Annotated in this window: 22 protein-coding genes; 14 read left to right on the top strand and 8 right to left on the bottom strand. The window is 71.2% G+C overall.

Translation table 11 applies throughout. The features are described 5' to 3' along the window. Window positions 1-97: 97 nt before the first annotated feature. Window positions 98-955: a ferritin-like domain-containing protein gene (locus OL599_RS03905; protein ID WP_264712339.1), complete on the top strand. Its 858-nt coding sequence runs from the start codon at window positions 98-100 to the stop codon at window positions 953-955. Window positions 956-968: 13 nt separating this feature from the next. Here OL599_RS03905 and OL599_RS03910 read toward each other — a convergent pair whose 3' ends face one another. After that, entirely contained in the window at window positions 969-2693 is a 1725-nt protein-coding gene (locus OL599_RS03910; protein WP_264712282.1) for an N-acyl-D-amino-acid deacylase family protein, read from the bottom strand. Window positions 2694-2831: 138 nt separating this feature from the next. Here OL599_RS03910 and OL599_RS03915 point away from each other — a divergent pair, with 138 nt between their 5' ends. From OL599_RS03915 to OL599_RS03930, 4 genes are all read left to right on the top strand, one after another. Continuing rightward, window positions 2832-3650, top strand: a complete 819-nt coding sequence (locus OL599_RS03915; protein WP_264712283.1) for an FkbM family methyltransferase — start codon at window positions 2832-2834, stop codon at window positions 3648-3650. Between the two features lie 164 nt (window positions 3651-3814). Further along, window positions 3815-4177, top strand: coding sequence for a copper resistance CopC family protein (locus OL599_RS03920; RefSeq protein ID WP_264712284.1), 363 nt, complete (start codon window positions 3815-3817; stop codon window positions 4175-4177). Window positions 4178-4303: 126 nt separating this feature from the next. Next, a complete protein-coding gene (locus tag OL599_RS03925; protein WP_264712285.1) occupies window positions 4304-5134 on the top strand; it encodes an ABC transporter substrate-binding protein in 831 nt (276 codons plus the stop codon). Window positions 5135-5170: 36 nt separating this feature from the next. Further along, the gene (locus OL599_RS03930; protein WP_264712286.1) at window positions 5171-5971 is read left to right on the top strand and encodes an amino acid ABC transporter permease; all 801 of its coding nucleotides are present in this window, start codon (window positions 5171-5173) and stop codon (window positions 5969-5971) included. Here the strand turns inward: OL599_RS03930 and OL599_RS03935 are convergent. The 6 genes from OL599_RS03935 to OL599_RS03960 are packed head-to-tail and all read right to left on the bottom strand — an operon-like array spanning window position 5889 to window position 13052. Next, window positions 5889-6413 carry an NADH-quinone oxidoreductase subunit B family protein gene (locus OL599_RS03935; protein ID WP_264712287.1) on the bottom strand — a complete coding sequence of 175 codons (525 nt, stop codon included), beginning with the start codon at window positions 6411-6413 and terminating at the stop codon, window positions 5889-5891. The genes OL599_RS03930 and OL599_RS03935 overlap by 83 nt on opposite strands. Beyond that, the gene (locus OL599_RS25995) at window positions 6413-7918 is read right to left on the bottom strand and encodes a hydrogenase large subunit (protein ID WP_264712288.1); all 1506 of its coding nucleotides are present in this window, start codon (window positions 7916-7918) and stop codon (window positions 6413-6415) included. The genes OL599_RS03935 and OL599_RS25995 overlap by 1 nt, the downstream gene beginning before the upstream one ends. Then, entirely contained in the window at window positions 7915-9369 is a 1455-nt protein-coding gene (locus OL599_RS03945; RefSeq protein WP_264712289.1) for a hydrogenase 4 subunit F, read from the bottom strand. Before OL599_RS03945 ends, OL599_RS25995 begins: the two co-directional genes overlap by 4 nt. After that, window positions 9366-10055 carry a hydrogenase-4 component E gene (locus OL599_RS03950; protein ID WP_264712290.1) on the bottom strand — a complete coding sequence of 230 codons (690 nt, stop codon included), beginning with the start codon at window positions 10053-10055 and terminating at the stop codon, window positions 9366-9368. Before OL599_RS03950 ends, OL599_RS03945 begins: the two co-directional genes overlap by 4 nt. A gap of 7 nt (window positions 10056-10062) precedes the next feature. Continuing rightward, entirely contained in the window at window positions 10063-11022 is a 960-nt protein-coding gene (locus tag OL599_RS03955) for a respiratory chain complex I subunit 1 family protein (RefSeq protein ID WP_347403181.1), read from the bottom strand. Continuing rightward, window positions 11019-13052, bottom strand: a complete 2034-nt coding sequence (locus OL599_RS03960) for a proton-conducting transporter transmembrane domain-containing protein (protein WP_264712291.1) — start codon at window positions 13050-13052, stop codon at window positions 11019-11021. Before OL599_RS03960 ends, OL599_RS03955 begins: the two co-directional genes overlap by 4 nt. A 262-nt stretch (window positions 13053-13314) precedes the next feature. Here OL599_RS03960 and OL599_RS03965 point away from each other — a divergent pair, with 262 nt between their 5' ends. The 8 genes from OL599_RS03965 (at window position 13315) to OL599_RS04000 (ending at window position 22748) form a co-directional block, all read left to right on the top strand. Then, complete coding sequence (locus tag OL599_RS03965) at window positions 13315-14721, top strand: alkaline phosphatase family protein (protein WP_264712292.1); 1407 nt, start codon at window positions 13315-13317, stop codon at window positions 14719-14721. Window positions 14722-14804: 83 nt separating this feature from the next. Continuing rightward, entirely contained in the window at window positions 14805-15809 is a 1005-nt protein-coding gene (gene hpnA / locus OL599_RS03970) for a hopanoid-associated sugar epimerase (RefSeq protein ID WP_264712293.1), read from the top strand. Then, window positions 15806-16915, top strand: coding sequence for a glycosyltransferase (locus tag OL599_RS03975; protein ID WP_264712294.1), 1110 nt, complete (start codon window positions 15806-15808; stop codon window positions 16913-16915). The genes hpnA and OL599_RS03975 overlap by 4 nt, the downstream gene beginning before the upstream one ends. Beyond that, a complete protein-coding gene (gene hpnC / locus OL599_RS03980) occupies window positions 16912-17751 on the top strand; it encodes a squalene synthase HpnC (protein WP_264712295.1) in 840 nt (279 codons plus the stop codon). The genes OL599_RS03975 and hpnC overlap by 4 nt, the downstream gene beginning before the upstream one ends. Beyond that, entirely contained in the window at window positions 17748-18614 is an 867-nt protein-coding gene (gene hpnD, locus OL599_RS03985; protein WP_264712296.1) for a presqualene diphosphate synthase HpnD, read from the top strand. Before hpnC ends, hpnD begins: the two co-directional genes overlap by 4 nt. Next, complete coding sequence (gene hpnE / locus OL599_RS03990) at window positions 18596-19864, top strand: hydroxysqualene dehydroxylase HpnE (protein WP_264712297.1); 1269 nt, start codon at window positions 18596-18598, stop codon at window positions 19862-19864. The genes hpnD and hpnE overlap by 19 nt, the downstream gene beginning before the upstream one ends. A 31-nt stretch (window positions 19865-19895) precedes the next feature. Continuing rightward, the gene (gene shc / locus OL599_RS03995) at window positions 19896-21857 is read left to right on the top strand and encodes a squalene--hopene cyclase (protein ID WP_264712298.1); all 1962 of its coding nucleotides are present in this window, start codon (window positions 19896-19898) and stop codon (window positions 21855-21857) included. 246 nt (window positions 21858-22103) lie between these two features. Then, the gene (locus OL599_RS04000) at window positions 22104-22748 is read left to right on the top strand and encodes a phosphorylase family protein (RefSeq protein WP_264712299.1); all 645 of its coding nucleotides are present in this window, start codon (window positions 22104-22106) and stop codon (window positions 22746-22748) included. Between the two features lie 21 nt (window positions 22749-22769). Here OL599_RS04000 and ispH read toward each other — a convergent pair whose 3' ends face one another. Next, entirely contained in the window at window positions 22770-23699 is a 930-nt protein-coding gene (gene ispH, locus OL599_RS04005) for a 4-hydroxy-3-methylbut-2-enyl diphosphate reductase (RefSeq protein WP_264712300.1), read from the bottom strand. Between the two features lie 680 nt (window positions 23700-24379). Here ispH and OL599_RS04010 point away from each other — a divergent pair. After that, window positions 24380-24858: 1-deoxy-D-xylulose-5-phosphate synthase N-terminal domain-containing protein (locus tag OL599_RS04010; protein ID WP_283949458.1), on the top strand; the 479-nt coding region annotated here is incomplete at its 3' end.

A 24858-nucleotide genomic window follows, 5' to 3' on the forward strand; every position in this document is an offset into this window, starting at 1 on the left:
CCGCGGCAAATCCGTGCCTTGCCCTGCGATTTGGCACTTGCATGACAAGTGGCGTAGCTTGCCGACACGCAGCTATTACGTGCGGGGCGTGTCGGCAATGAAGCACTGGCGGATCGACGAGGTTTCGTGGGACCGGTTCGATCGCACGAAGATCGATGTGGGGGTTGTGCCGCTCGTCAAGGCGGCCGCCATGGTCGAGCGGAACGGCACGGACTACGCCGTCTACCTGAACAAGGTGTTCCACGACGACCCGGATTTTTGCCAGGCTGCGGACCACTGGGCTTTGGAAGAAGTCCAGCACGGTGACGCCCTCGGCAAATGGGCCATGCTGGCGGACCCGTCCTGGGACTTCGCGGCGGCCTTCCAGCGCTATCGCGACGGCTACAAGCTGCCGCTCGATGCCGAGGCTTCCATTCGTGGGTCGCGCACCGGCGAGTTGATCGCCCGCTGCATGGTCGAGACCGGGACCTCCAGCTACTACACGGCGCTGGCCGAAGCGACCGGGGAGCCGGTGCTGCAGCAGGTCTGCCGCCTGATCGCGGCCGACGAATATCGCCATTTCAAGCTGTTCTATGACCACATGCGCCGCTATCTCGGGCGCGAGAACATCGGCTTCCTGCAGCGCCTGCGTATCGCCGCCGGCCGCATCACCGAAAGCGAGGACGACGAGCTCGCCTTCGCCTATCACTGCGGCAACAACCCCGCCGGCGCCCCCTACGACCATGCAAGCTGCGTCGCCGCGTACATGGGCGGCGCCATGACGGTCTACCGCTTCCGCCATATCGAGCGCGGGATGGGCATGGTCTTCAAGGCGATCGGCCTGCAGCCGCACGGCCGCCTGTCCGACATGTCGGCGCGGTTGGCGTGGCAGTTGCTGCAACACCGCCGCCGCCGCCTGGCCGCGCGCCTTGGCGGCGCCGCGCCGCCCGGCCCGGAATTCGCCCAGGCGGCCTGATCCGTCTGCGGTTTCAGGCTGCGGCCTGCGGCCCCCGCACCAGCCGGCCCGGCAAGGCGCCGGTCGCCGTGCCGTCGCGATAGGTGACTGCGCCGGACATGATGGTCGCCACGTAGCCGCGCGCGCGTTGCAGCAGGCGTCGCCCGCCTGCCGGCAGGTCGAAATGCATGGTCGGGCGTTCCAACGCCAGCCGGCCGAAATCGAGGATGTTCAGATCCGCTTTCAGCCCGGGCGCGATCACCCCGCGGTCGTGCAGCCCCACGGCGCGCGCGGTGTCGGAAGTCTGGCGGCGGATCAGCTCGGGCAGCGGGAAGCGGCCGCTGGCCCGGTCCCGGCCCCAGTGGGTCAGCAGATAGGTGGGGAAGCTGGCGTCGGAGATGAACCCGACATGCGCCCCGCCGTCGCCCAGCCCGACGATGGCGTTGGGGTGGCTCAGCATCTCCCGGCAGGGTTCGAGCGTGTAGTCGGCATAGTTCACCAGTGCTGCGAAAATGAAGCCCTGGCCGTCATCGGCCAGCAGCATGTCATAGGCCACTTCGGCGGCGCTGCGGCCCTCGCGCGCGGCGATGGCGGCAATCGAACCGCTTTCCGGCGGCTCGTAGTCCGGCGGGTCGCCGAACGGGAACATCCGCGCATATCCCAGCCGCGCCAGCAGCGGGAAATTGCTGCCGGCGACCGGGTCCTCGCTCAGCACGCGGCGGCGGAAGGCCGGATCGCGCATGGCGGCGACGCGTGCCGCGAGCGGCAGATGCGCGATCACCTTGTAGCCCGGTGTGCCCGAGAACGGATTCTGGCTGCCCTGCAACCCCAGCAGGATGCCGATCGGCCGCGGCGGGAACACCGGCCGGATCGGCAGCCCCTCGGCCGCCGCCTCGTCGCTCAGCGTCAGCAATTCGCGCCAGACCTCGGTCCGGTCGTGCCGCTGGTTCAATGAGAACACCAGCGGCCGGCCGCTCGCTTCCACGATGCGGCGCACCATCGCGAACTCGCTCGCGGCATCCGGCGTGTTCCAGTCCGATACCAGCTCCAGCATGCCGCTGCAGGCATCCCGCAGCCCGAGCGCAATGCCGGTCAGCTCGTCCTCGGCGGCGCGCAGGCTGGGCGTAGGGTCGCCCTTCAGCGTGCGGTGGCTGATGGTGCGCGACGTCGTGAAACCGAAGCCGCCGGCGCGCATCGCCGCCTCGGCCAGCCCGCGCATCTGCACGATGTCCTGCGCATCCGCCGGCTCCAGCCGCGTGGCGCGCTCACCCATCACATAGACGCGCAGTGCGGCGTGCGGCAGTTGCGCGCAGATGTCGATGTCGCGCGGCCGGCGCTCCAGCGCGTCGAGATAGCCGGCGAAGCTCTCCCACTGCCAGTCCAGGCCCTCGTGCAGGGCCGGCGCCGGAATGTCCTCCACGCCCTCCATCAACTCGATCAGCCGGTCGCGGTCCTCGATCTTCACCGGCGCGAAGCCGACGCCGCAATTGCCCATCACCGCCGTGGTGACGCCATGCCAGGACGACGGCGCCAGGTGGGAATCCCACATCGCCTGCCCGTCGTAATGCGTGTGGATGTCCACGAATCCCGGCGTGACGAGCAGCCCGCGCGCGTCGATCTCCTCCGCCCCGCGCGCCGTAACCTCGCCCACCGCAACGATGCGCCCGCCGGCCACCGCCACGTCGGCTTGCACCGGGGCGGCGCCGGTGCCGTCGATGACGGTGCCGCCGCGAATGACCAGGCTGATGTCGTGCGTCATCTGCATCCCCCCGCGAACCGCGCGACACGCGGTCTCGTGGCGGGCCGCTGCGCCGCCGCCGCAGCCTGCGGCAATGCGCGCGCGCCGTCGAGTGGCCCGCACCGCTGGACAGGCCGACCATTCTTCGGGCAAAACGACATGACCACGCTGAATGCGCAGGCGCACATGATCAGGAGCGGCATCCGAAGCCTCTACACTTTCCTGTTCGCCCGTCCGCGCCTGCAATGGCTCAACGACGGGATCATCAAGCTCGCCTTGCACGGCAAGGGCTTCAACAACCCGACCGCCCTGAGCGGCGAGGCCTGGTTCGTGGCGCATGTGCTTGCCGCCGCGAAGCCGCGCGTCTGCATGGATATCGGCGCCAACCAGGGCTGGTACACCCGCCTGCTGCTCGACCGGACCGAGGCCCGGGTCATTTCCGCCGAGCCGCAGCCCACCGTCTTCAGCCTGTTGGAGGCGGCCTGCCGGGATCGTGCCGACCGTGTGACGCTGCTCAACTGCGCCGTCGGCGACCGCAGCGGCACGGCCACGCTCCGCTATGGCAGCGCCGCTGCTGACTCCGTCCTGGCCAGCCTGTCCGACGAAATCAGCGCCGTTCCCTATGTCAGGAACGACAACCGGATCGAAGTGGCGTTGAAGACCATCGACCAGATCGTCATCGAGCAGGAACTCGACCGCCTGGACTTCATCAAGATCGACACCGAGGGCTTCGAGCGCAACGTCCTGCACGGCGCGGCGACGGCGATACGGACCCTCAGGCCCGCCTTCATCCAGGTCGAATACAACTGGCACCACCTGTTCACCCGGGACTCTCTCTGGACCCTCGCGTCCCTGCTGCCCGGCTACACGCCCCACATGCTGCTGCCCCAGGGGTGGTACAAGCTGGACGCGCGCGACCCCGTCGCCAACATCCACAAACTGTCGAACATCGTCTTCGTCAGGTCGAACCAGCTATAATGCCGCAATGCCGGCGGCCATGCTCAGACCCCGCGCCCGGTTTCGCAGGCCGATGGACATGATGCGTCAGGCGGCCGGGTGGTGAAGAGTGGCGCCGGGTAGCAATGATCTTGAGCCGCAGTGGGGCGATGACGATGCGGGCACGAACGGCAGGATTTTGGTCGATGCTTCGGGTTCGAGCCTCGCTCGTGGCCCTTGTCCTGCTGACATTGTCCGCAAGCGCCTGGGGCCGCCCGATGCACGTGGTGACCTCCATGCCGGCCGCCGGGGCCGTCATGCATGGGCGAAACGTGCAATACATCGTCTATTTTGACGGACCGGTCGACCATGTACGGTCGCAGCTGGAAATCCTGCGCGACGGCCATGTGGTCAAAGTCCTGCACCCGCTCCTCGACAGCGCGCCGAACGTGCTGTTCGCATCGGCACCGGCTCCGGAGCCGGGTGATTACACGCTTCATTGGGCGGTGAGATCGATGGCCGACAAAGAGATGTCCGAGGGGATGATCCCGTTCTCGGTCGCACCGTAAAGGCTGGAAAGCCGAACGGCGCCGCCAGCCGATCCGCCCGCCTCTCCCCGACAAGCCACTGGCGGGCAGGGGCATGATCGGTGCAACATTGCGGAACGTATCATTTTCGAACCTGGAGGGATCCGAATGACCGCTGCACCCCGGCTCACGCTCGCCGCCGCGCTCGGGCTCGCGCTCGCGCTGACCGTGTCGCTCGGCACCGCGCAGGCCGCGTCGCCCTCGTTCGTGAAGAGCGGCTCGGTCACGCTTTGCACCGACCCGACCTACGCGCCCATGGAGTTCTTCGAGCACGCCGGCGACAAGGAGCCGGTCGGCTTCGACATCGACCTCGCCCGCGCACTCGCCAAGCGGTGGGGCGCCCAGCTGCGCATCATCACCATGGACTTCACCGGCCTGCTGCCCGGCGTGCAGGCGCAGCGCTGCGATTTCGTCGTCAGCGGCACCTTCCTCACCCCCGAGCGGCTGAAGAACTTCGCCGGCGTACCCTATCTGGTTTCGTCCATGGTGCTGATGGCGCCGGCCGGCGCCAAGGGGATCAGCAAGCCCGAGGACCTGTCCGGCAAGACATTGTCGGTGCAGGCCGGCACGCAGTACGAGAAGCGCGCGCACGCGCTCAGCGACGAGCTGGCGGCCAAGGGCATGGCGCCGATCACCATCCAGAGCTATCCCGGCGGGGCGGACGCGATCCAGCAGCTGACCACCGGCCGCGCCGCGGCGGCGATCACCCAGGACACCGAGGCGGCCTATCGCGCCGTGGCGCAGCCGGGGCAGTTCGAGGTCGCCTATGTCTATCCGGCCACCGACCAGTTCGGCGTCTACTTCGCCAAGAGCGACGCCGACGTGAAGCTGGTGCAGGCGGACATCGCCGCCTTGCGGGCGGACGGCACGGTCAAGCAGCTGGCGGCGAAGTGGCACATGCCGGAATCGGACGCCACCGCACCGGTAACCAACCCGTAAGCGGCCTGCGGCCGGGTCGGCGCAGGGACAGGCGGGATGCCGTTCGACACGTCACTGTTCCTCGACGCCCTGTTCTCCCGGGCGTTCTTCGAGGGGGCGCTGGTCACGCTGGCCTTGACCATCGTCTCGCACGCGGTCGGCATCTCGCTCGGCCTGGGGCTGGCGGTGATGGGTGGGGCGCGGTCGCGCCCCACCCGCGGCTTCGTGACGTTCTATGTGTGGCTGTTTCGCGGCGCCCCGGTGCTGCTGCTGCTGCTGTTCGTCTGGAACGCCCTGCCGCAACTCTTCCCCATCTTCCGGCAGGCCTGGTTCTCGCCCTTCCTCGCGGCCTGGCTGGCGCTGAGCCTGAACGAGACGGCCTACCAGGCGGAGATCAGCCGCGCCTCGCTGCTCTCGGTCGACGCCGGCCAACGCGACGCCGCCGCTGCGCTTGGCCTGTCGCGGCCCAAGGCGTTCTGGCTGGTGGTGCTGCCGCAGGCGCTGCGCGTGGCCCTGCCCCCGACGGTCAACGAGTTCATCACCTTGCTGAAGACCACGTCGCTGGCCTCGGTGATCTCGCTGCAGGAACTGCTGGCGGTGACCACGCGGGCCAGCAACGCCAGTTTCCGCTACACGGAATTCTATGCCGTGGCGCTGGTCTACTACCTCGTCATCGTCTCCGCGCTGATGCTGGTGCAGGGGCGGGTGGAACGGCAGCTCGGCAGCTCGCGTCAGGTGCGGCTGGCGCACGCCCAGTGGCGGGCACCCCCTGCCTTCACGCCTGCGCGTGCGCTTCGAGCAGGCTGCGCAGGCCGTCGAGAAGCTGGGCCGGGGTCGGCGGGCAGCCGCGGATGGTGAGGTCCACGGGAACGGCGCTGTCGATGCCGCCCGTGATGGCATAGCTGCCTTTGAACACGCCGCCGTCGATGGCGCAGTCGCCGACCGCGACGACCCATTTCGGATCGGGGGCGGCGTTCCAGGTGCGCACCAGGGCGTCGTGCATGTTGCGGGTGACGGGGCCGGTCACCAGCAGCACGTCGGCGTGGCGGGGGCTGGCGACGAAGCGCAGGCCGAAGCGTTCGAGGTCGTAGACGATGCTGTTGAGCATCTGGATCTCCAGCTCGCAGCCGTTGCAGCTGCCGCTGTCGATCTGGCGGATGGACAGGCTGCGGCCCAGGCGCTGCTGGGATGCGGCGTGCAGGCGTTCGGCGAGCAGGTGCGTGGTGGTTTCATCCACCGGCCCGACCGGCAGCGTCGCGGGACCGTGGCGCAGGCTGGAGAGGATTTGGCGCCACACCATTACAGATCGACCCCGGAATAGGAGCAGTTGAACGATTTGTTGCACAGCGGGAAATCGGCGACGATGTTGTCGCGGACGGCGCTTTCCAGCAGCGGCCATTGCAGCCAACTGGGATCGCGCATGAACACGCTGGCGATCTGCCCCCCGTCCAGCCGCAGCCAGTGCCAGATGTCGCCGCGAAAGCCCTCGGCCCAGCCGATGCCTTCGCCGGACGTCATCGGCAACTGAACCGAGACGGCACTGTCGGGCAGGGCGCCGAGCAGGCGGCGCAGCAGCAGGATGCTTTCGCGAATTTCGGCGGTGCGGATGCGGATACGGGCGTCCACGTCGCCCTCGGCCAGCACGGGGATGCGGAAGTCGAGCGTGTCGTAGGGGGCGTAGCCGGGCGCCTTGCGCACATCGAACGCACGCCCTGCGGCGCGGCCGACATACCCGCCGGCGGCGAAGCGGGCGGCAAGTTCGGGGGCGACGATGCCGGTGCCGACCACGCGGTCGACCAGGCTGGAATAGTCCTCGTAGACGCGCAGCAAGCTCGGCAACTCGGCCTCCAGCATGGCCAGCGCGCGCAGGATGCCCGCGGCCCCCGTCGGCGCGATGTCGCCGGCGATGCCGCCCGGGACGACGCAGTCCATCATCAGCCGGTGGCCGAAGGCGGCGGCGGCGGCGCGCAGCATGGCCTCGCGGTGCCAGCCGAAACGGGCCGGCAGGAAGGCGAAGGCGGCGTCATTGGCGATGCCGCCGCAATCGCCGAGATGGTTGGCGATGCGCTCCATCTCCGCCATCACCGCGCGCAGGGCCTGGGCCCGGAGCGGCGCCTCGGTGGCGGCGGCGGCCTCAGCGGCGCGGGCGAAGGCGATGGCGTGCGCGACGGTGGAATCGCCGGACAGGCGGGCGGCGAAGCGCGCGGCCGCGCGGGGCGACTTGCCGCGCATCAGGCCCAGCGTGCCCTTGTGCAGGTAGCCGAGCCGGATCTCCAGCCGCACCACCGTTTCGCCCTGGGCGGAGAAGCGGAAATGGCCAGCCTCGATGATGCCGGCATGCACCGGGCCGACCGGGACCTGATGGAAGTCTTCGGCTTCGACCGGAAGGAACTCCGGTGGCTCGGCCGCCCCGGCGGTGGGCATGGGCCGGGGCGAGAGGGGCGCGACGACGCCCCAGTTGCCATGGTCCAGCCACGGCCGCCCGTCGCACCCGCCGGCGGCGGCGTGGCCCCACAGGTCGTGGATCATGCGCTCGAACCAGGCGGCGGCGGGGCGATGCGGCGACAGCGCGGGATAGGCGCCGCCGGCCACCTGGGTGGAGGCGAGCAGGAAGCGGCTGTCGGCTTCGTCGTGGAACAGCGCGTGCACCTGCACCGTGTCCGCCCAGAATGCCAGCAAAGCGAGGCTGGGCTCGTCGGCGAGCGCCTCCACCATCCCGGCCCAGGCGTCCGCCGGCAGCAGGTGGCGCGGCCAGGGGTGGCAGGGCGCGGTGGCCGCGCCGCGGATGATGGCCGACGCGCTCACCGCACCGCCCCCGCGATGGCGGCGAACCAGGCGACGATCGAGGCGGGCATCATCAGGCCGAGCACCAGCACCACGGCCAGATGCAGCCAGGCCGGCGCCAGCGCGGCGGCGGACGGCGCCGGGCCGCGGTCGGGCGTGGGCGGGCCGAGGCACAGCGCGATCAGTCGCGCGGCCAGCGCCCAGGCGCCCACGACCAGCCCGATGCCCAGCGGGACGATCAGGACCGGCAGCCGCCGCACCGTCTCGACCACCACCAGGAACTCGCTGGTGAACAGGCCGAACGGCGGCAGGCCCGCCACCGCGACGATGCCGGCGGCAAGCGTCAGGCCAAGCAGCCTGTGGCTGGCGATCAGGCCGCCGATGTCGACGAATTTCTGCCCGCCCTTGAGCTGGCAGGCGCGGCCGACGCACTGGAAGATCGCGGCCTTGGTGAGCGTATGCAGCGTCAGGTGCAGCAGCCCCGCGAAGATCGCACTGGCGCCGCCCAGGCCGAAGGCGAACGCGGCGACGCCGGATTGCTCGATGGTGGAAAACGCGAAGAAGCGCTTCACGTCGCGCCGGCGCCACAGGCTGAACGCGGCCAGCAGCACCGACAGCAGGCCCAGCACCATGATCGGTGGCCCCGGCGCGATGGCGTCCGCGTTCTCGGCCAGCAGCGAGCGCAGGCGCAGGATCACGAACAGGGCGACGTTCAGGATCGAGCCCGACAGCACCGCCGAAACCGGCGTGGGCCCTTCGGCATGGGCATCGGGCATCCAGGCATGCAGCGGCGCCAGCCCCGCTTTGGTGCCGTACCCCAGCAGCAAAAAGACGAAGGCGAGGTTCAGCAGGGTGCCGCGGCATTGCGCGGCGGCGGGGGCAAGCGCGCTCCAGCTCATCGCCGGCAGGCCCGGCCCCAGCGCCGGCAGTGCCGCGAGATACAGGACGATGGTGCCGAACAGCGCGAGCGCGATGCCGACGCCGCAGAGGATGAAGAACTTCCACGCCGCCTCCACGGCCTCCTCGGTGCGCGGCAGGCCCACCACCAGCACCGCGGCGATGGTCGCGGCCTCGATCGCGACCCAGGTGACGCCGAGATTGTTCGACAGCAGGGCCAGCAGCATGAACCCGAGGAAAGCCTGGAACAAAGCGTGGTACTGGCGCAGCCCCCGGGCATCGAGGCGTCCCGCGGCTTCCTCCACGGCGACGTAGTCGCGGCTGAACCAGGCGGTGGTCATGCCGACGAAACTGGTCAGGATGGCCATGTGGGCCGCCAGCGGATCGACCAGCAGCAGCGTGCCGGCGCCCATCTCCCAGGGCAGGCGGCAGGCCAGCGCGAAGGCGGCGGCGGCGGCGGCGGCGATGTTGATCCATGCGGCGATGTCGCGCCGCGGCACGGCGGCCAGGACCGCCGCCGCCAGCAACGGCGCCAGCACCACCATGCCCGCCGGCGAGAGCAGCTCCAGGATCACCGGTGCGCGCCCCCGACGCGATCGAGATGGCTCACGTCCAGGCTGTCGAAGCGTTCGCGGATGCGGAAGAAGAACACGCCGAAGACGATGAAGGCGATCATCACCAGCACCGCCACCGACAGCTCCACCACCAGCGGCATGCCGGCCACGCCGACGGCCGCCAGGATCAGCCCGTTCTCCAGCGACATGAAGCCGACCACCTGGGTCAGCGCGGTGCGCCGCGTAATCATCATCAGCAGGCCCAGCAGCACCACCGACAGCGCCAGCGCCAGGTCCTCGCGGGTGAGTGCCTGGGACTCCATGGTGGTCGGCAGCACCACCAGGATGGACAGGGCCACGAGGGCCACGCCCAGCGCCATCGAGGGGAAGATGCCGAGTGCGGTCTCCACCGAGCGGTGGATGTCCAGGCGGCGGACGATGCGGTGCAGCGCCAGCGGGATGGCGATGCCCTTGGCGGCCAGCGCGATCAGCGCGGTCACGTAGAGATGCGGGGCGCCCTGCACCAGGCCCTGCCAGGCGGCCGCCATCGCCAGCACCACGGCCTGCATCGCGTAGGTGTTGATGACGGCGGTGACGCGGCGCTGGTACAGCAGCACGAAGGACAAGGCGAGCACGCCGCCGCCGAGCAGATGCGCGACGTCATAGGCGAACGCGCCGTAAGTGATCCGCGGCTCCATCAGGCGCATTCCCCCGTCATGCAAGACCCTGGCTGACGAACAGGAACACCGCCGCCAGCAGCCCCAGCAGCAGCGCGATGCCGAGGAATTCCGGTACCCGGAAGACGCGCATCTTGGCGATCACGGTCTCGAACGTCGCCAGTGCCGCGGCCAGCACGCCGACCTTTGCCGCCCAGGCGGCCAGCCCCGCCAGCCACAGCAGCGGGGAGGCACCGGCCGGCGCGGCGCCGAACGGGAGGAAGATCGTCGTGATCAGCGACATCCACACCAGCAGCTTCAGGCCCACGCCCCATTCGATCAGCGCCAGATGGCGGCCCGAATACTCCAGCACCATGGCCTCGTGCACCATGGTCAGCTCCAGATGCGTGGCCGGGTTGTCGACGGGAATGCGGCCGTTCTCGGCGATGCCGATGGCGACGGCGGCGATCAGCGCGAGCCCGAGCGACACGCGCAGCCCGTAGGTGCCCCCGCGCAGCGCGTCGGCGATCACGTCGAGGTTGGTGGTCCCGGCCAGCAGCGCCAGCGTGAAGATGACGAGCAGCAAGGCGGGCTCGGCGAAGGCGGAGAAGGTCATCTCCCGGCTGGCGCCGATGCCGCCGAAAGCCGTGCCGATATCCATGGCGGCCAGCGCGAGGATGCAGCGCGACAGCGTCAGCAGCCCGGCGATCACCAGCAGGTCGGCAACCGGGCCGCCGGCCATGCCGAGCGCGAAGGTCGGCACCAGCGCGGCAGCGGCCAGGATGGCGGCGAAGGCGGCGGCGGGTGCGGCGCGGAACAGCCAGGAGGCGTTCTCGGCCAGCACCGGCTGCTTGCGGAACAGGCGCAGCAGGTCGCGCCAGGGCTGCAGCACATGCGGGCCGGTGCGGCCGAGCAGGCGGGCCTTCAGCAACCGGATGGCGCCGATCAGCACCGGGCCCGCCGCGAGCATCAGGGCCACGTGCAGCAGTTGCGTGATCAGGCCGAAGAGCAGGGTCACATCTGCTCCATCGCCGCCACCACCGCCAGGAACAGGACCAACGCGATGAACATCAACGACAGCGTGCGCCGGATGGTCAGGAACTGCATGCGGTCGGCGAGGCCCGAAAGGGCGTCGCGCGCCCGGGCGGCGGGCTGGAACAGATGGGTGTCGGCGGGGTCATGCAGCGCCACCTCCAGCCGGGCGGGACGGGTGTCGCCGGGCTCCGGCATGAACACGCTCTCGCGCGCGGCCAGCAGGGTGGTCCCCAGCGACCGGCGCAGCGGCTGGGCGAAGCTGGCGCCGCCGTACTGGGTGAGCGGGTCGCCGAAGGGCAGCCAGGCCGGCGCCGCACCGAAGCCGCCATCCCAGGCCGGGCCGCGGCGATGGCCCGCGGCGCCGTTCGCCAGCGCGTACCGGCGCACCGCCATTGCCACGAGCACTCCGCACAGGCCAAGCAGCGCGGCGATGGCCGGCGCGGCATAGCCGGGCGCATCGGCCTGCGGCGCGATCACCAGGCCGCCGGCCCGCCCTTCCATCGCCGCCCCCACCAGCAGATGCTGCGCCGGGCCGGCCAGGGCCAGCACCGCGCCCGGGAACAGCCCGATCAGGCCGGAGACGGCGGCGAGCCCGATCATGCCGGCGCGGGCCGGCAACCCCGCCTCCACGGCAGCGGCGGCGCGGGGCGAGCGCGGACGGCCGAGGAACGCGACCCCGATCAGCCGCACCGTGGCCGCGGCGGCCAGGGCAACGGCAAGCGCCATCAGCAGCGCGGTGACGCTGATCACCGTCTGCAGGAAGATGCCGCCGATGCGCGGCGCGCCCAGCACCGCCTGGAACAAGGTCCATTCGCCGGCGAAGCCCGAGCTCGGCGGCAGCCCGGCGAGGCAGGCGCCGCCCACCAGCACGCAGGCGGTGGTGACGGGCATGCGGTGGATCAGGCCGCCGAGCCGGTCCAGCCGGCGCGTGCCCGCCCCGTGCTGGGTGGCGCCGGCGCACAGGAACAGCAGCGGCTTGAACATGCCATGCGCCATCGCGTGCAGCAGCGCGCCGGCCATGGCCAGGGCCGCCAGCTGCCCCAGGTCCACGGCGCGGGCGGCCAGGGCAAGGCCGAGGCCGATGGCGATCAGGCCGATATTCTCGACGGTGGAGCAGGCGAGCACCGCCTTGATGTCGCCCTCCATGTTGGCGCGCAGCCCGCCGAGCACGGCGCCGGCCGCGCCCAGCAGGACCAGCGGCAGGCCCCACCACATCGGCTGCGCGGGACCGCACAGGTCGAACAGCACGCGAATCAGCACGTACAGCGCCACCTTGGTCATGGCGCCCGACATCAGCGCGGACACATGGCCGGGAGCCGCGGAATGCGCCGGCGGCAGCCAGACATGCAGCGGCGCCAGGCCCGCCTTGGACCCGGCGCCGACCAGCACCAGCGCCAGCACCGCCACCGCGCGCCAGCCCTCCGGCGGGTGCGCGCGCAGCGTGGCGAAACGCAGGTCGGGCGCGGCCTGCGCGATCAGGGCCAGCGCGGGGATCAGGCACGCCGCCCCGATCGCGGCCATGCCGATATAGAGCAGTGCCGCCGTGCGCACGGCTTCGTCGCGGTGATGGGTCAGCACCAGGGCGAACGAGGCCAGCGACATCAGCTCGAACCCGATCACCAGGGCGAAGGCGTCGGCGGCCAGCAGGGTCAGCGCCATGGCGCCCAGGAACACCGGGAAGAACGGGGCGGTGGCCGCGTATTCGCCCTGATGGTCATCGAGCGCCGTGGCCGACGCGGCGGCGCCGGCGAGCAGCAGCAGCAGCAGGAAGAAGCCGGAGAGCCCGTCGATCGCCAGCGTCATGGCAACCCCCGGCGGCCCGATCGGCACGGCGATCGCGGCAGGGTGGGCGCCACCGATCAGATAGGCCAGCGCCAGCAGGGCGCCGGCCGCGCAGAGCGGCAGCGCCCCCAGGGCGGCGAAGCGCGGCCGCGCGACCGCGGCGGCGCCGACCAGCAGCAGGGCAGCAACGAACAGCGCAAACCCGCCCAACGCCAGCCCCGGGAGGGTCATTGCGGCCACAGGCACCTCCCCCGCGCCGGCAAATGGACGAAGGACTGTCTCACGGCCGCGACAGTAGCAGCGCCGCGTGCGCGGCCGGAAGGGGCAGGCGACGATTCGGCGACCGCGCCGCCGGTGGGTGTCACGCAAGCTTCATCGGCTTGCAACGGCCGTGCCGCATGGCCCGGCTATCCGTTCGCCGCGCGCGGCGGGGGCGGCTATGCTGCGATCGGACGCACCCCACCGTACGCAGTTGAGAGGCATCCGAACCCCCATGACATCCTTCCTGCTGGTGGTCTTCGACGGGCTGCGCCCCGACATGGTGCGGCCGCAGACCACGCCGAACCTGCTGCGCTTCGCCGCCCTGGGCACGCGCTTCGCCCATGCGCGCTCGGTGTTCCCGTCGGAGACGCGGGTGTGCTCGGCCTCCGTCGCCACCGGCTGCCTGCCGCGGCGGCACGGGCTGGTGGCGAACCGGATCGCGCATCCGCTCGACCCCACCCGGACGGTGGACACCGGGGACATGCAGGCGTTGCGGGCGCTGGAGCAGGACACCGGCGAGGCGGTACTGGCGGCGCCGATGCTGGCCGAGCTGCTGGCCGCGGGCGGGCGGGACTGCGCCGTCCTCAGCAGCGGCACCACCGGCCAGACCTTCGTGCTCAACCCGCGTGCGGACGCTCTCGGTCAGGTCACGTTGTCGGCGCACGGGGCGCAGGCCTGCTCGGCGGCGGGCCGGGCATTGCTGGAGGGACTGCCGCCGCCGCCGCCGGCACCGGCCGCGCGCGCCGCCTGGATCGCCGACGCCTTCCGCACCCGGCTGCTGGCGGACCCACCCGCCGCCACGATCCTGTGGCTGTGCGAGCCCGACACCACCGGGCACTACGGCGGGCTCGGCTCGCCGGCGCAGCTTGCCGCGCTGCAGACGGCGGATGCGGCGTTCGGGCGCATCCTCGACGCCTGGCAGGCCGGTCCCCACCGCGACCGCCTGCACATCGCGGTCGCGTCCGACCATGGCCATGCCACCGTGTCCGGCCATGCCGATGTCGGTGCCGCGCTGGCGGGCCTGCCGGCATTCGCGGACTGCACCCTGCTGGCGGGCTCCAGCGGCGGGATCTTCGTTCCCGGCGGCGGCGCCGAGCGGAACGCCGCGTTGGCCGAATGGCTGACCCGGCAGGATTGGTGCGGCGCGATCTACGCCGCCGACGGCGCCGAGCTGCCGCCCGGGGTGCTGCCGCGCAGCGTCCTGCTCGCGGACCATCGCCGCGCCGCGCATGTGCTGTACACGCTGCGCACGAACGCCGGGCCCTCTGCCATGGGCCTGCCCGGCATCACCCTGTTCGACGGTGCGCTCGCACCGGGCGCCGGCACGCATGGCGGCCTGCTCTCGGCCGAGCTGCACACCGTACTGATGCTGGCGGGCAGCAGGATTCGCGCCGGCGCGGTGTCGGAATGGCCGGCGGGCCTCACCGACATCGCGCCGACCGCGTTGGCGCTGCTCGGCCTTGGCGGCGGCGGCGCGATGGACGGAAGGGTGCTGGCCGAGGCGTTCGTCGACGGCGCCGAGCCCGCCGATTCGCCCGCTCCCGAAAGCTGGGAGGCAGCCGGTCCCGGCTACCGCCAGCGCCTGGCGCGCACCCGGCTGGGGCCGCATGTGTACCTGGACGAGGGACAGCGCGACTGAACCGCGCCGTCCGGGGGCCCGTGCTTTAGCCGCCGGGCAGTACAGGCTATACAGCGCGGCTTCATTCTGGACTGCGCCACATCGTGACCACGCATGATCCCATCCTTGTGACCGGCGCCACGGGCTTCGTGGGCTCGGCGGTCGCGCGCGCGCTCGCCGCGCGCGGGCATGCCGTGCGCGTGCTGGTGCGGGCAGCGAGCGACCGGCGCAACCTGGCCGGCTTCGCGGCCGAGCCGATGACGGGCGACCTCACCGATGCGGCCTCATTGGCGCGCGCGGTGGCGGGATGCCGCTACGTGTTCCACGTCGCCGCCGACTACCGCATCTGGGTGCCCGACCCGGACGCCATGCTGCGCGCCAATGTGGAGGGCACGCGGGCGCTGATGCTGGCGGCGCTGGAGGCCGGCGTGGAGCGCGTCGTCTATTGCAGCAGCGTCGCCGCCCTCGGGCTGACCAAGGACGGCACGCCGGCCGACGAGACCACGCCGGTCAGCGAGGACATCGTGGTGGGCATCTACAAGAAATCGAAGTTCCGGGCCGAACATGCGGTGCTGGACCTGGTGCGCGAGCGCGGCCTGCCGGCGGTGATCGTCAATCCCACCGCGCCCGTGGGGCCGCGCGACATCCGGCCCACGCCCACCGGCAAGATGATCGCCGATGCCGCCTCCGGCCGGATGCCGGCCTATGTCGATACCGGCCTCAACGTGGTGCATGTGGACGACGTGGCGGAGGGCCACATCCTCGCCCTGGAACGCGGGCGGATCGGCGAGCGCTACATCCTCGGCTCCGAGAACCTGACCCTGGCCCGGCTGCTGGCCCTGGTGGCCGCGGAGGCCGGCCGCCGCCCGCCGCGCATCCGCCTGCCGAACGCGCTGCTGTGGCCGGTGGCGCTCGCCTGCGAGGGGCTGGCCAACCTCACCGGGATCGAGCCGCTGGTGACGCGCGACCATCTGCGCATGGCCCGCAAGACGATGTTCTTCTCCTCGGCCAAGGCGATCGCCGAGCTCGGCTACGCGCCGCGCCCGGCGCGCGAGGCGGTGGCCGACGCCATCGCCTGGTTCCGCGCCAACGGGATGGTGCCGCGATGACTGCGCTGGCGTGGCTCGCGCTGCTGGCCTGGGTCTATCTGGTGTTCCTGCACGGGCGGTTCTGGCAGGCCGGCCCGACGCTGGCGCCCGCCCGCCCGCGGCACGCGCCGCCGGTGGCAGTGGTGGTGCCGGCGCGTGACGAGGCCGACGTGATCGCGCGCAGCATCGGCTCGCTGCTGGCGCAGGACTATCCCGGCCCGTTCCGCGTCGTGCTGGTGGACGACAACAGCACCGACGGCACCGCCGCCATTGCCCGCGCCCTGCCCGGGGCCACCGGACGACTGACCGTGATCGACGGCGCCCCGCGCCCCGCCGGCTGGGCCGGCAAGCTGTGGGCCGTGCATCAGGGCGTGGCGGCGACGACGGAAGAGATGGTGCTGCTGACCGACGCCGACATCACCCACGATCCTGCCCATCTCTCCACGCTCGTGACCCAGGCAGAGCGGACCGGCGTGGACATGGCCAGCGAGATGGTGGCGCTGAACTGCGAAAGCCGCGCCGAGCGGGCGCTGGTGCCCGCTTTCGTCTATCTGTTCGCGCTGCTGTATCCGTTCGCCTGGGTGAACGACCCGCTGCGCGCCACCGCGGCGGCGGCCGGCGGCACGGTGCTGGTCCGCCGGCGGGCGCTCGATCGCATCGGCGGCATCGCGGCGATCAGCGGCGCGCTGATCGACGACGTGACGCTGGCCGGCGCGGTGAAGCGCGGCGGGCGGATCTGGCTGGGGCACAGCGCGCTGGCGCGCTCCATCCGGCCCTATCCGGGGTTCGCGGATATCTGGCGCATGGTGGCGCGCTCGGCCTATGTGCAGCTCCGCTACTCGCCGCTGCTGCTGGTGGCGACCACGCTGGGGCTGGCGCTGGTATTCCTGCTGCCGCCCTACGCGGCGCTGGCGCATCATTCACTGCCGGGGCTGGCCGCCTGGGCGTTGATGGCTGCGAGCTTCGTGCCGACGCTGTGGCGGTTCGGCCTGCCCTGGCTCTGGGCGCCGCTGCTGCCGGCGATCGCCGCCTTCTACATGGCCGCGACCATCGGCGCGGCGCTCGATCATCATCGTGGCCGCGGCGTCGTCTGGAAGCGCCGCGCCTATACGGAGACGCGCGCGTGAGTGCCACCCTCGACTCCGTCGAATCCTGGTCCGGCAAGGACCGGGGCGACGAGAATTTCCCGGTCGGCTCCGCGCTGATCAGCCCCCGGCTGCGCCGGCACGTGCACGCCTTCTACGCCTTCGCCCGCAACGCCGACGACATCGCCGACAGCGCGGTATTGGCCGCGGACGACAAGGTGGCCCGCCTGGACGTGATGGAGGACGTGCTGCTGGGCCGCCGCGGCACCGGCTCGCCCAGCGCCACCGCGTTGCGCGCGAGCCTGGCCGAGACCGGGGTCACGCCGCAGCATTCCTGCGACCTGCTGGTGGCGTTCCGCCGCGACGCCGCCAAGCTGCGCTACGCGAGCTGGGACGAGCTGCTGGACTATTGCCGGTATTCCGCCATGCCGGTCGGGCGCCACGTGCTCGACCTGCATGGCGAGGACCGCAAGACCTGGGCGCCGTCCGACGCGCTGTGCGCGGCGCTGCAGGTGCTGAACCACCTGCAGGACGTCCGCAAGGACCTGGACGCGCTGGACCGCTGCTACCTGCCCGAGGATCTGATGCAGCGTTGCGGCACCGGATTGCAGGACGTGCGGGGTGCCGCCGAGACGCCGGGCCTGCGCCGCGTGTTCGACGCGCTGCTGGATGAGTGCGACGCGCTGAACCGCACCGCCGTTGGGCTGCCGCAGGCCACGCGCGACCGGCGGCTGCGGCTGGAGACGGCTGTCATCGTGGGCCTGTCGCGCCGGCTGGCCACGCGGTTGCGGCGTGGCGATCCGATCGCCACCCGGGTGAAGCTGACCAGGGGTGACGTCCTGTCCAGCGTCGTCGCCTCGCTGCGGTTCCTGCCGTGAGCGGTTCGGCCACGACGCCGCTGGGTGCGGCGCAGGCGGATCTCGACGCGGTGGAAGCGGTGGTGCGGGCCGCCGGCACCAGCTTCTATCGCGGCATGACCGTGCTGCCGCCGGACCGGCGCCACGCCATGTACGCCGTGTATGCCTTTTGCCGCATCGTCGACGACATCGCCGACGACGGGGCGGACATCACCGAGAAGCGGCCGCGCCTGGATGCGTGGCGCGCCCGCATCGCCGCCTTGTATCGTGGCGAGACGGACGACGCCGTGACCCGCGTGCTGCTGCGTGCCGTGCAGGCGTTCGCGTTGCGCAAGGCCGATTTCGATGCGGTGATCGACGGCATGCAGACGGACGCGGAGACCACGGTGGTGGCACCGGACCTCGCCGCGCTCGACCTGTATTGCGACCGCGTCGCTTCCGCCGTCGGCCGGCTGTCGGTGCGCGCCTTCGGCGACAGTTCGGCGGAGGCGGACCGTGTGGCGCACCATCTCGGCCGCGCCCTGCAATTGACCAACATCCTGCGCGACCTGCACGAGGACGCCGGGCGCGGACGGCTGTATCTGCCGCGCGAATGGCTGGAGGCCGGGGGCGTGCCGGCCGATCCGTCGGCGGCGCTGACCCATCCCGGCTTGCCGGCCGTGTGCGCCCGCGTGGCCACGCTGGCGCACGGACATTTCCGCGAGGCGCATGCGGCGATGTGGCGCTGCGACCGCAAGGCGATGCGGCCGGCGCGGCTGATGGGGGCGACATACGCCGCCATTCTGGCGCGGCTGGAACGGCGCGGCTGGCAGCGCCTGGACCTGCCCGTGAAGCTGCCGAAATGGCAGAAGCTGTGGATCGCGCTGTGGCACGGGCTGCTGTGACCCGCGTCCACGTCATCGGCGCCGGGCTTGCCGGGCTGTCCGCCGCCATGGCCCTGGCGGAGGCCGGGCGGACCGTGACGGTGTATGAGGCCGGGCCGGCCGCCGGCGGTCGCTGCCGTTCGTATTTCGACCGCGGGCTGGGCATGCGCATCGACAACGGCAATCACCTGCTGCTGTCCGGGAACCACGCCACCATGGCGTTCCTGGACCGGATCGGCGCGCGCGCCAGCATGGCCGGGCCGGGCGTGCCGCTGTTTCCGTTCATGGACGCGGCGACTGGCGCGCGCTGGACCGTGCGGCCCAGCCCCGGCCGCATTCCCTGGTGGATCTTCCGGCACGACCGCCGCGTGCCCGGGACACATTTGCGCGATTACCTGCAGCTTCTGGCGCTGCGCAAAGCCGGCGCCGAGGCCACCGTGACTGAGGTGCTGGACCGCGACGGCGCGCTCTACCGGCGGCTGCTGGAGCCGTTGGCCGTGGCCGCGCTCAATACACGGCCCGAAGCCGGGCTGGCCCGCCTTATGGGCGCGGTGGTGAGCGAGACGCTGCTGCGCGGCGGGCAGGCCTGCATTCCGCTGTATCCGCGCGAGGGCCTGTCCGAGAGCTTCATCGACCCCGCCGTCTCCTGGCTGGAGGCGCACGGCGGCCGGCTGCTGACCGGGCGGCGGATCGCCGGCATCGGCATCGAGGACAACCGTGTGGTCGGCCTCGACACGCCGGAGGGGAAGGTGGCGGTGGCGCCGGACGAGGCAGTGGTGCTGGCGGTGCCTGCTTCGGTCGCGGCCGGCCTGCTGCCCTGGCTGGAGGCGCCGGACGCGTTCGAGGCGATCCTGAACATCCATTTCCGCGTCGCGGCCGAGCCCAAGGGCGTGCTGCGCCAGACGGGGTTCCTGAGCGTGATCGGTGGCACCGCGGAGTGGATCTTCGTCAAGAACGGCATCGTCTCCGTCACCGTCAGCGCCGCCAACCGGATCGTGGACCTGTCCGCCGAGGAGATTGCGGCGAGGGTCTGGCCCGACGTGCGCGCGGCGCTGGACCTGCCCGAGCCGATGCCGCCGGTGCGGGTGGTGAAGGAGAGACGAGCGACGTTCGCCGCCACCGCCGCCCAGGAGGCGCGCCGCCCCGGACAGCGGACCCATGTCCGCAACCTCGCTTTGGCCGGCGACTGGACCGCGACCGGCTTGCCCGCGACCATCGAAGGTGCGATCAGGGCCGGCCGTGTGGCCGCCGAATGTGTTCTTCTGGCCTGACCCGCCGCGCCCGACCCAACGGATTCATGCAATGCCTGGTGAAAGCCTCACCGCGACCAACGACATCAATTTGCCGGATGCGGCGCTCGCCGACGCCGTGAGCCGCGCTGGCGCCGCCCTGCAGCGCCGCCAGAAGCCCGACGGCCACTGGGTGTTCGAGCTGGAGGCGGACGCGACCATCCCGGCCGAATTCGTGCTGCTGCAGCATTTCCTCGACCGCACCGATGCGGAGCTGGAGCGCAAGATCGGCACCTATCTGCGCTCCATCCAGGGCGCGCATGGCGGCTGGCCGCTGTTCCACGACGGCGCCTTCGACATCTCCGCCAGCGTGAAGGCGTATTTCGCGCTCAAGGTGATCGGCGACGATCCCGATGCCCCGCATATGCGGCGCGCGCGCGAGGCGATCCTGGCCGCCGGCGGGGCAGAGCGGACCAACGTGTTCACCCGCGCGCAACTGGCGCTATACGGCGAGGTGCCCTGGCGCGGGGTGCCGGTGATGCCGGTCGAGATCATGATCCTGCCGAAGTGGTTCCCGTTCCACCTCGACAAGGTGTCGTACTGGTCGCGCACGGTGATCGTGCCGCTGCTGGTGCTGATGGCGTTGAAGCCCAGGGCGCGCAACCCGCGCGGCGTGCGCGTGCAGGAGCTGTTCCGCACCCCGCCCGAGCAGGTGCGCGACTGGATCCGGGGGCCGTACCGCTCCGGCTGGGGCAGGTTCTTCAAGCATCTGGACAGCGTCCTGCGCGTCGCCGAGCCGTTGTTCCCCGCTGCCATCCGCAGGCGCGCCGTCGCCAAGGCGGTGGATTTCATCACCGTCCGGCTGAACGGCGAGGACGGACTGGGCGGCATCTATCCGGCCATGGCCAATGCCGTGATGATGTTCGACACGCTCGGCTATGCGCCCGACCATCCGGATGCGGTGATCGCCTGGGCCTCAGTGAACAAGCTGCTGGTGGTCGAGGACGGCCGCGCCTATTGCCAGCCCTGCCTGTCGCCGGTGTGGGATACGGCTTTGGCCGGTCATGCCCTCGCCGAGACGGACGGCGCGGCGGCCCCAGCCGTGGATGCGGCCAATGGCTGGCTGCGCGGCAAGCAGATCCTGGACGTGGTGGGCGACTGGAAAGCGGCGCGGCCGCATGCCCCGCCCGGCGGCTGGGCGTTCCAGTACGAGAACCCGCACTACCCCGACGTGGACGACACCGCCGTGGTGGGCATGTTGCTGCATCGCCAGATGGAAGCGGGGCAGGGCGAGCCGGACCACGCGGGGGCCATTGCCCGGGCGCGCGACTGGATCGTGGGCATGCAAAGCCGCGACGGCGGCTGGGGCGCGTTCGACGCCGACAACGACAAGCACTACCTCAACCACATCCCGTTCGCCGACCATGGCGCGCTGCTGGATCCGCCGACCGCCGACGTGACCGCGCGTTGCGTCTCGTTCCTGGCCCAGCTCGGCCACGCGGCCGAGGAGCCGGTGATGGCCCGCGCCCTTGCCTGGCTGCGGCGCGAGCAGGAGCAGGACGGAAGCTGGTTCGGCCGCTGGGGCACCAACTACATCTACGGCACCTGGTCGGTGCTGTGCGCGTTCAACGCGGCCGGCGTCGCGTCCGACGACCCGTCGGTGCGCAAGGCCGTGGCCTTCCTGCTGGACACCCAGCGCGAGGACGGCGGCTGGGGCGAGGACAACGAGAGCTATGCGAAAGCGCCGCGCGGCCGCTACCACCGCAGCAACCCGAGCCAGACGGCCTGGGCGCTGCTGGGCCTGATGGCGGCCGGCGAGGCCGATAACCCGGCAGTGGCCCGCGGGGTGGCCTGGCTGGCGGCGCAACAGAAGGCTGACGGCGAATGGGACGAAGAGCCCTACACGGCCGTCGGCTTCCCGCGCGTGTTCTATCTGCGCTACCACGGCTACAGGCTGTTCTTCCCGCTGCTGGCGATGGCGCGCTATCGCAACCTCAAGCGGAGCAATGATCGCCGGGTGGCGTGGGGGTTCTAGGGTTGAAGGGCAGGGCTCTGCCCTGCACCCGCCAAGGGCCATTCGGCCCTTGGATCCCGCGACTCTCTTGGCTGCGTCAGCAGCCTTCAAATGATATCGGGTTTCAATTGAAGGCTGCTGACGCAGCCAAGAGAGTCGGGGATTGTCAAGGCTTCTACGCATCGCGCGAAGGCGCGCGACGGACTTGACTGGGGTCCAGGGGCAAAGCCCCTGGTCTTGTCGAGCCCGGCCAGCCAGGGAGATTTCATGCCGCTCGGGATTGTGGTTGGCCTGGCGGCGGAGGCGCGGATTGCGCGCGGGCTTGGCGACGTGGAGATCGGCGGCGGTCTGCCGGCTGGCGCCGAGGCGGCGGCGGAGCGGCTGGTGGCGCGGGGAGCGACGGCGCTGCTCAGTTTCGGGCTGGCGGGCGGGCTCGATCCCAATCTGCGGCCGGGTGCCTTGGTGGTGCCGGCGACGGTGCTGGAGGCGGGGTGCCGCTATCCGACCGATGCGGCGCTGACCCAGGCCCTGGGCGGGACCACGGCGGGGCTGCTGCTGGCGGGTGAGGCGGTGGTGGCGGATGCCGGCCGGAAGCTGCATCTGTCGCAGGCGACCTCGGCCAGTGCCGTGGACCTGGAAAGCGGCGCGGTGGCCCGCGTGGCGCGGCGTCACGGACTGCCGTTCGCGGTGTTGCGCGCGGTGTGCGATCCGGCCGAGCGGACCCTGCCGCCCGCTGCCTTGATCGCGCTCGATCAGTCCGGTGCGATCGGCCTGCTGCGCGTGCTCGGCTCGGTCGCGCGGCGGCCCTGGCAGGTTCCCGGCCTGATCCGGTTGGCGCTGGATGCGGCGCATGCCCGCCGATCGCTTGTGGGCGCGGCCGGTCTGCTGGCGCGGCGGATGCTCGGCGCCTGAGCCGAGCATCCGCTGCGCCGGTCAGGCGTCCGCGAGTTCGGCGGGGAAGCGGAAGCGCACGTCCTCGGCCACGCCGTCGAGGGTGGAGACCTCCACCTCGCCGAACCGGCGGAGCCCGTCGATCACGCCCTGCACCAGCATTTCCGGCGCCGAGGCGCCGGCGGTCAGGCCGACCGAGGCGATGCCCGCGAACCATGCCGGCTGCAGCGCCGAGGCGTCGTCGATCAGATAGGCGGGCTTGCCCAGCTCCTCGCCGATTTCGCGCAGGCGGTTGGAGTTGGAGCTGTTGCGGCTGCCGACCACCAGGATCAGGTCCACCGCCCGCGCCAGGTCGCGCACCGCCTGCTGGCGGTTCTGGGTGGCGTAGCAGATGTCACGGACATCGGGGCCGACGATGGCCGGGAAGCGCGCTTTCAGGGCGGCGATGATGCCGCGGGTGTCGTCCACCGACAGGGTTGTCTGGGTGATGTAGGACAGCCTGTCGGGCGTGCCGGGATTCAGCGTGGCCACGTCCTCGACCGTCTGGACCAGGTGCACCGTGCCGGGGATCTGGCCGATCGTTCCTTCGACTTCGGCATGCCCGGCATGGCCGACCAGCACGATCTCACGCCCCTGGCCGGCATAGCGCCTGCCTTCCGCGTGCACCTTGGCGACCAGCGGGCAGGTGGCGTCGATCACCGGCAGGCCGCGTTCCCGGGCCACTTCCTCGACCCGTTTGGCCACGCCATGGGCGCTGAAGATGGTCATCGCACCCGGCGGGATCTCGTCCAGTTCGTCCACGAAGATGGCGCCGCGGGTGCGCAGATCCTCGACCACATGGCGGTTGTGTACGATCTCGTGCCGTACGTAGATGGGCGGGCCGTATTTCTTCAGCGCCCGCTCGACGATCTCGATCGCGCGTTCGACGCCCGCGCAGAATCCGCGGGGCTGCGCCAGAACCACCCTCAGCATGCATTCCCTCCAGCTGCCGCCATCGAAACCCTCCGGGAGCCCAGCTCACGCTTGCGGAATGCCGCAACGATGTATATCCAACCAAGCCAGTCGGATATGACAGATCGCAACCCGCTCGCAATGCCCATTTGACGGCGGCCGCGAACGCGGGGGGCGGTTTGCCCGGCGACGGACCTGGCCTTCGGCCGCCGTATGGCACGAAACGGCACGGTGGAGTAGGGTCGGTTCGCATGGGGTGGTGCTGTGGACACGATGTCTGCCAGGCATGGGCCCGGTGCAGCATTGCGATTCGCGCGTTCGTCCCGGGGATGGCTCGTTGCTCCCCGCGCATCGGGCCGGGGCATCGGAATTGTGCCGCCGGCGCTGTGGCATGTCTGCAACAGCGCGCGCGACAGGTGAGGGGATCTGACCGGGAATGACATCCGAACTGGGGGCACTGCGTGACCGGGACTCCCGGTCCGCCACGATGGCGCGGATCGCCGGGGAGGTCACCTGGCTGCGGGCGCTGAAAACCGGCGGCCTGATCCAATATAGCGCAGACGCAGGCGGCGATGCTGGCGGAGCAGGCGGCTGGGCATGTGGAGAGTTTTGGTGAGTCGGCGGCGCTGCTGCGGCAGCTGGTCGCCTATGTGGTATCCCGGCGCAGCTAGGCGCCCGATGTGTCCCTTGGGGTCATCCAAATGAACGCACCCATCCTGCCCCCCGCGGCCGCCAGCAGGCCCCAAACCCCGTTGCTGGACCGGGTGCGGGTGCCGGCGGATCTGCGCAACTTCTCGGTCGAGCAGCTGAAGCAGCTGGCGGACGAGCTGCGGGCGGAGACGATCGACGCGGTGTCGACCACCGGCGGGCATCTGGGCGCCAGCCTGGGGGTGGTGGAGCTGACGGTGGCGCTCCACGCCGTGTTCGACACGCCGGTTGACCGGCTGATCTGGGATGTCGGCCACCAGTGCTATCCGCACAAGATCCTGACCGGGCGGCGCGAGCGCATCCGCACCCTGCGCCAGGGCGGCGGGCTGTCCGGCTTCACCCGGCGGGCGGAGAGCGAATACGACCCGTTCGGGGCGGCGCACAGCTCGACCTCGATCTCGTCCGGGCTGGGCATGGCGGTGGCGCGCGACCTGAAGCAGGCGCGGGGGATCGCGGACGACCGCAACGTGAT

It is taken from the genome of Limobrevibacterium gyesilva (assembly GCF_025989185.1).
In the GTDB taxonomy this organism is placed as follows: Bacteria; Pseudomonadota; Alphaproteobacteria; order Acetobacterales; family Acetobacteraceae; genus Limobrevibacterium; species Limobrevibacterium gyesilva.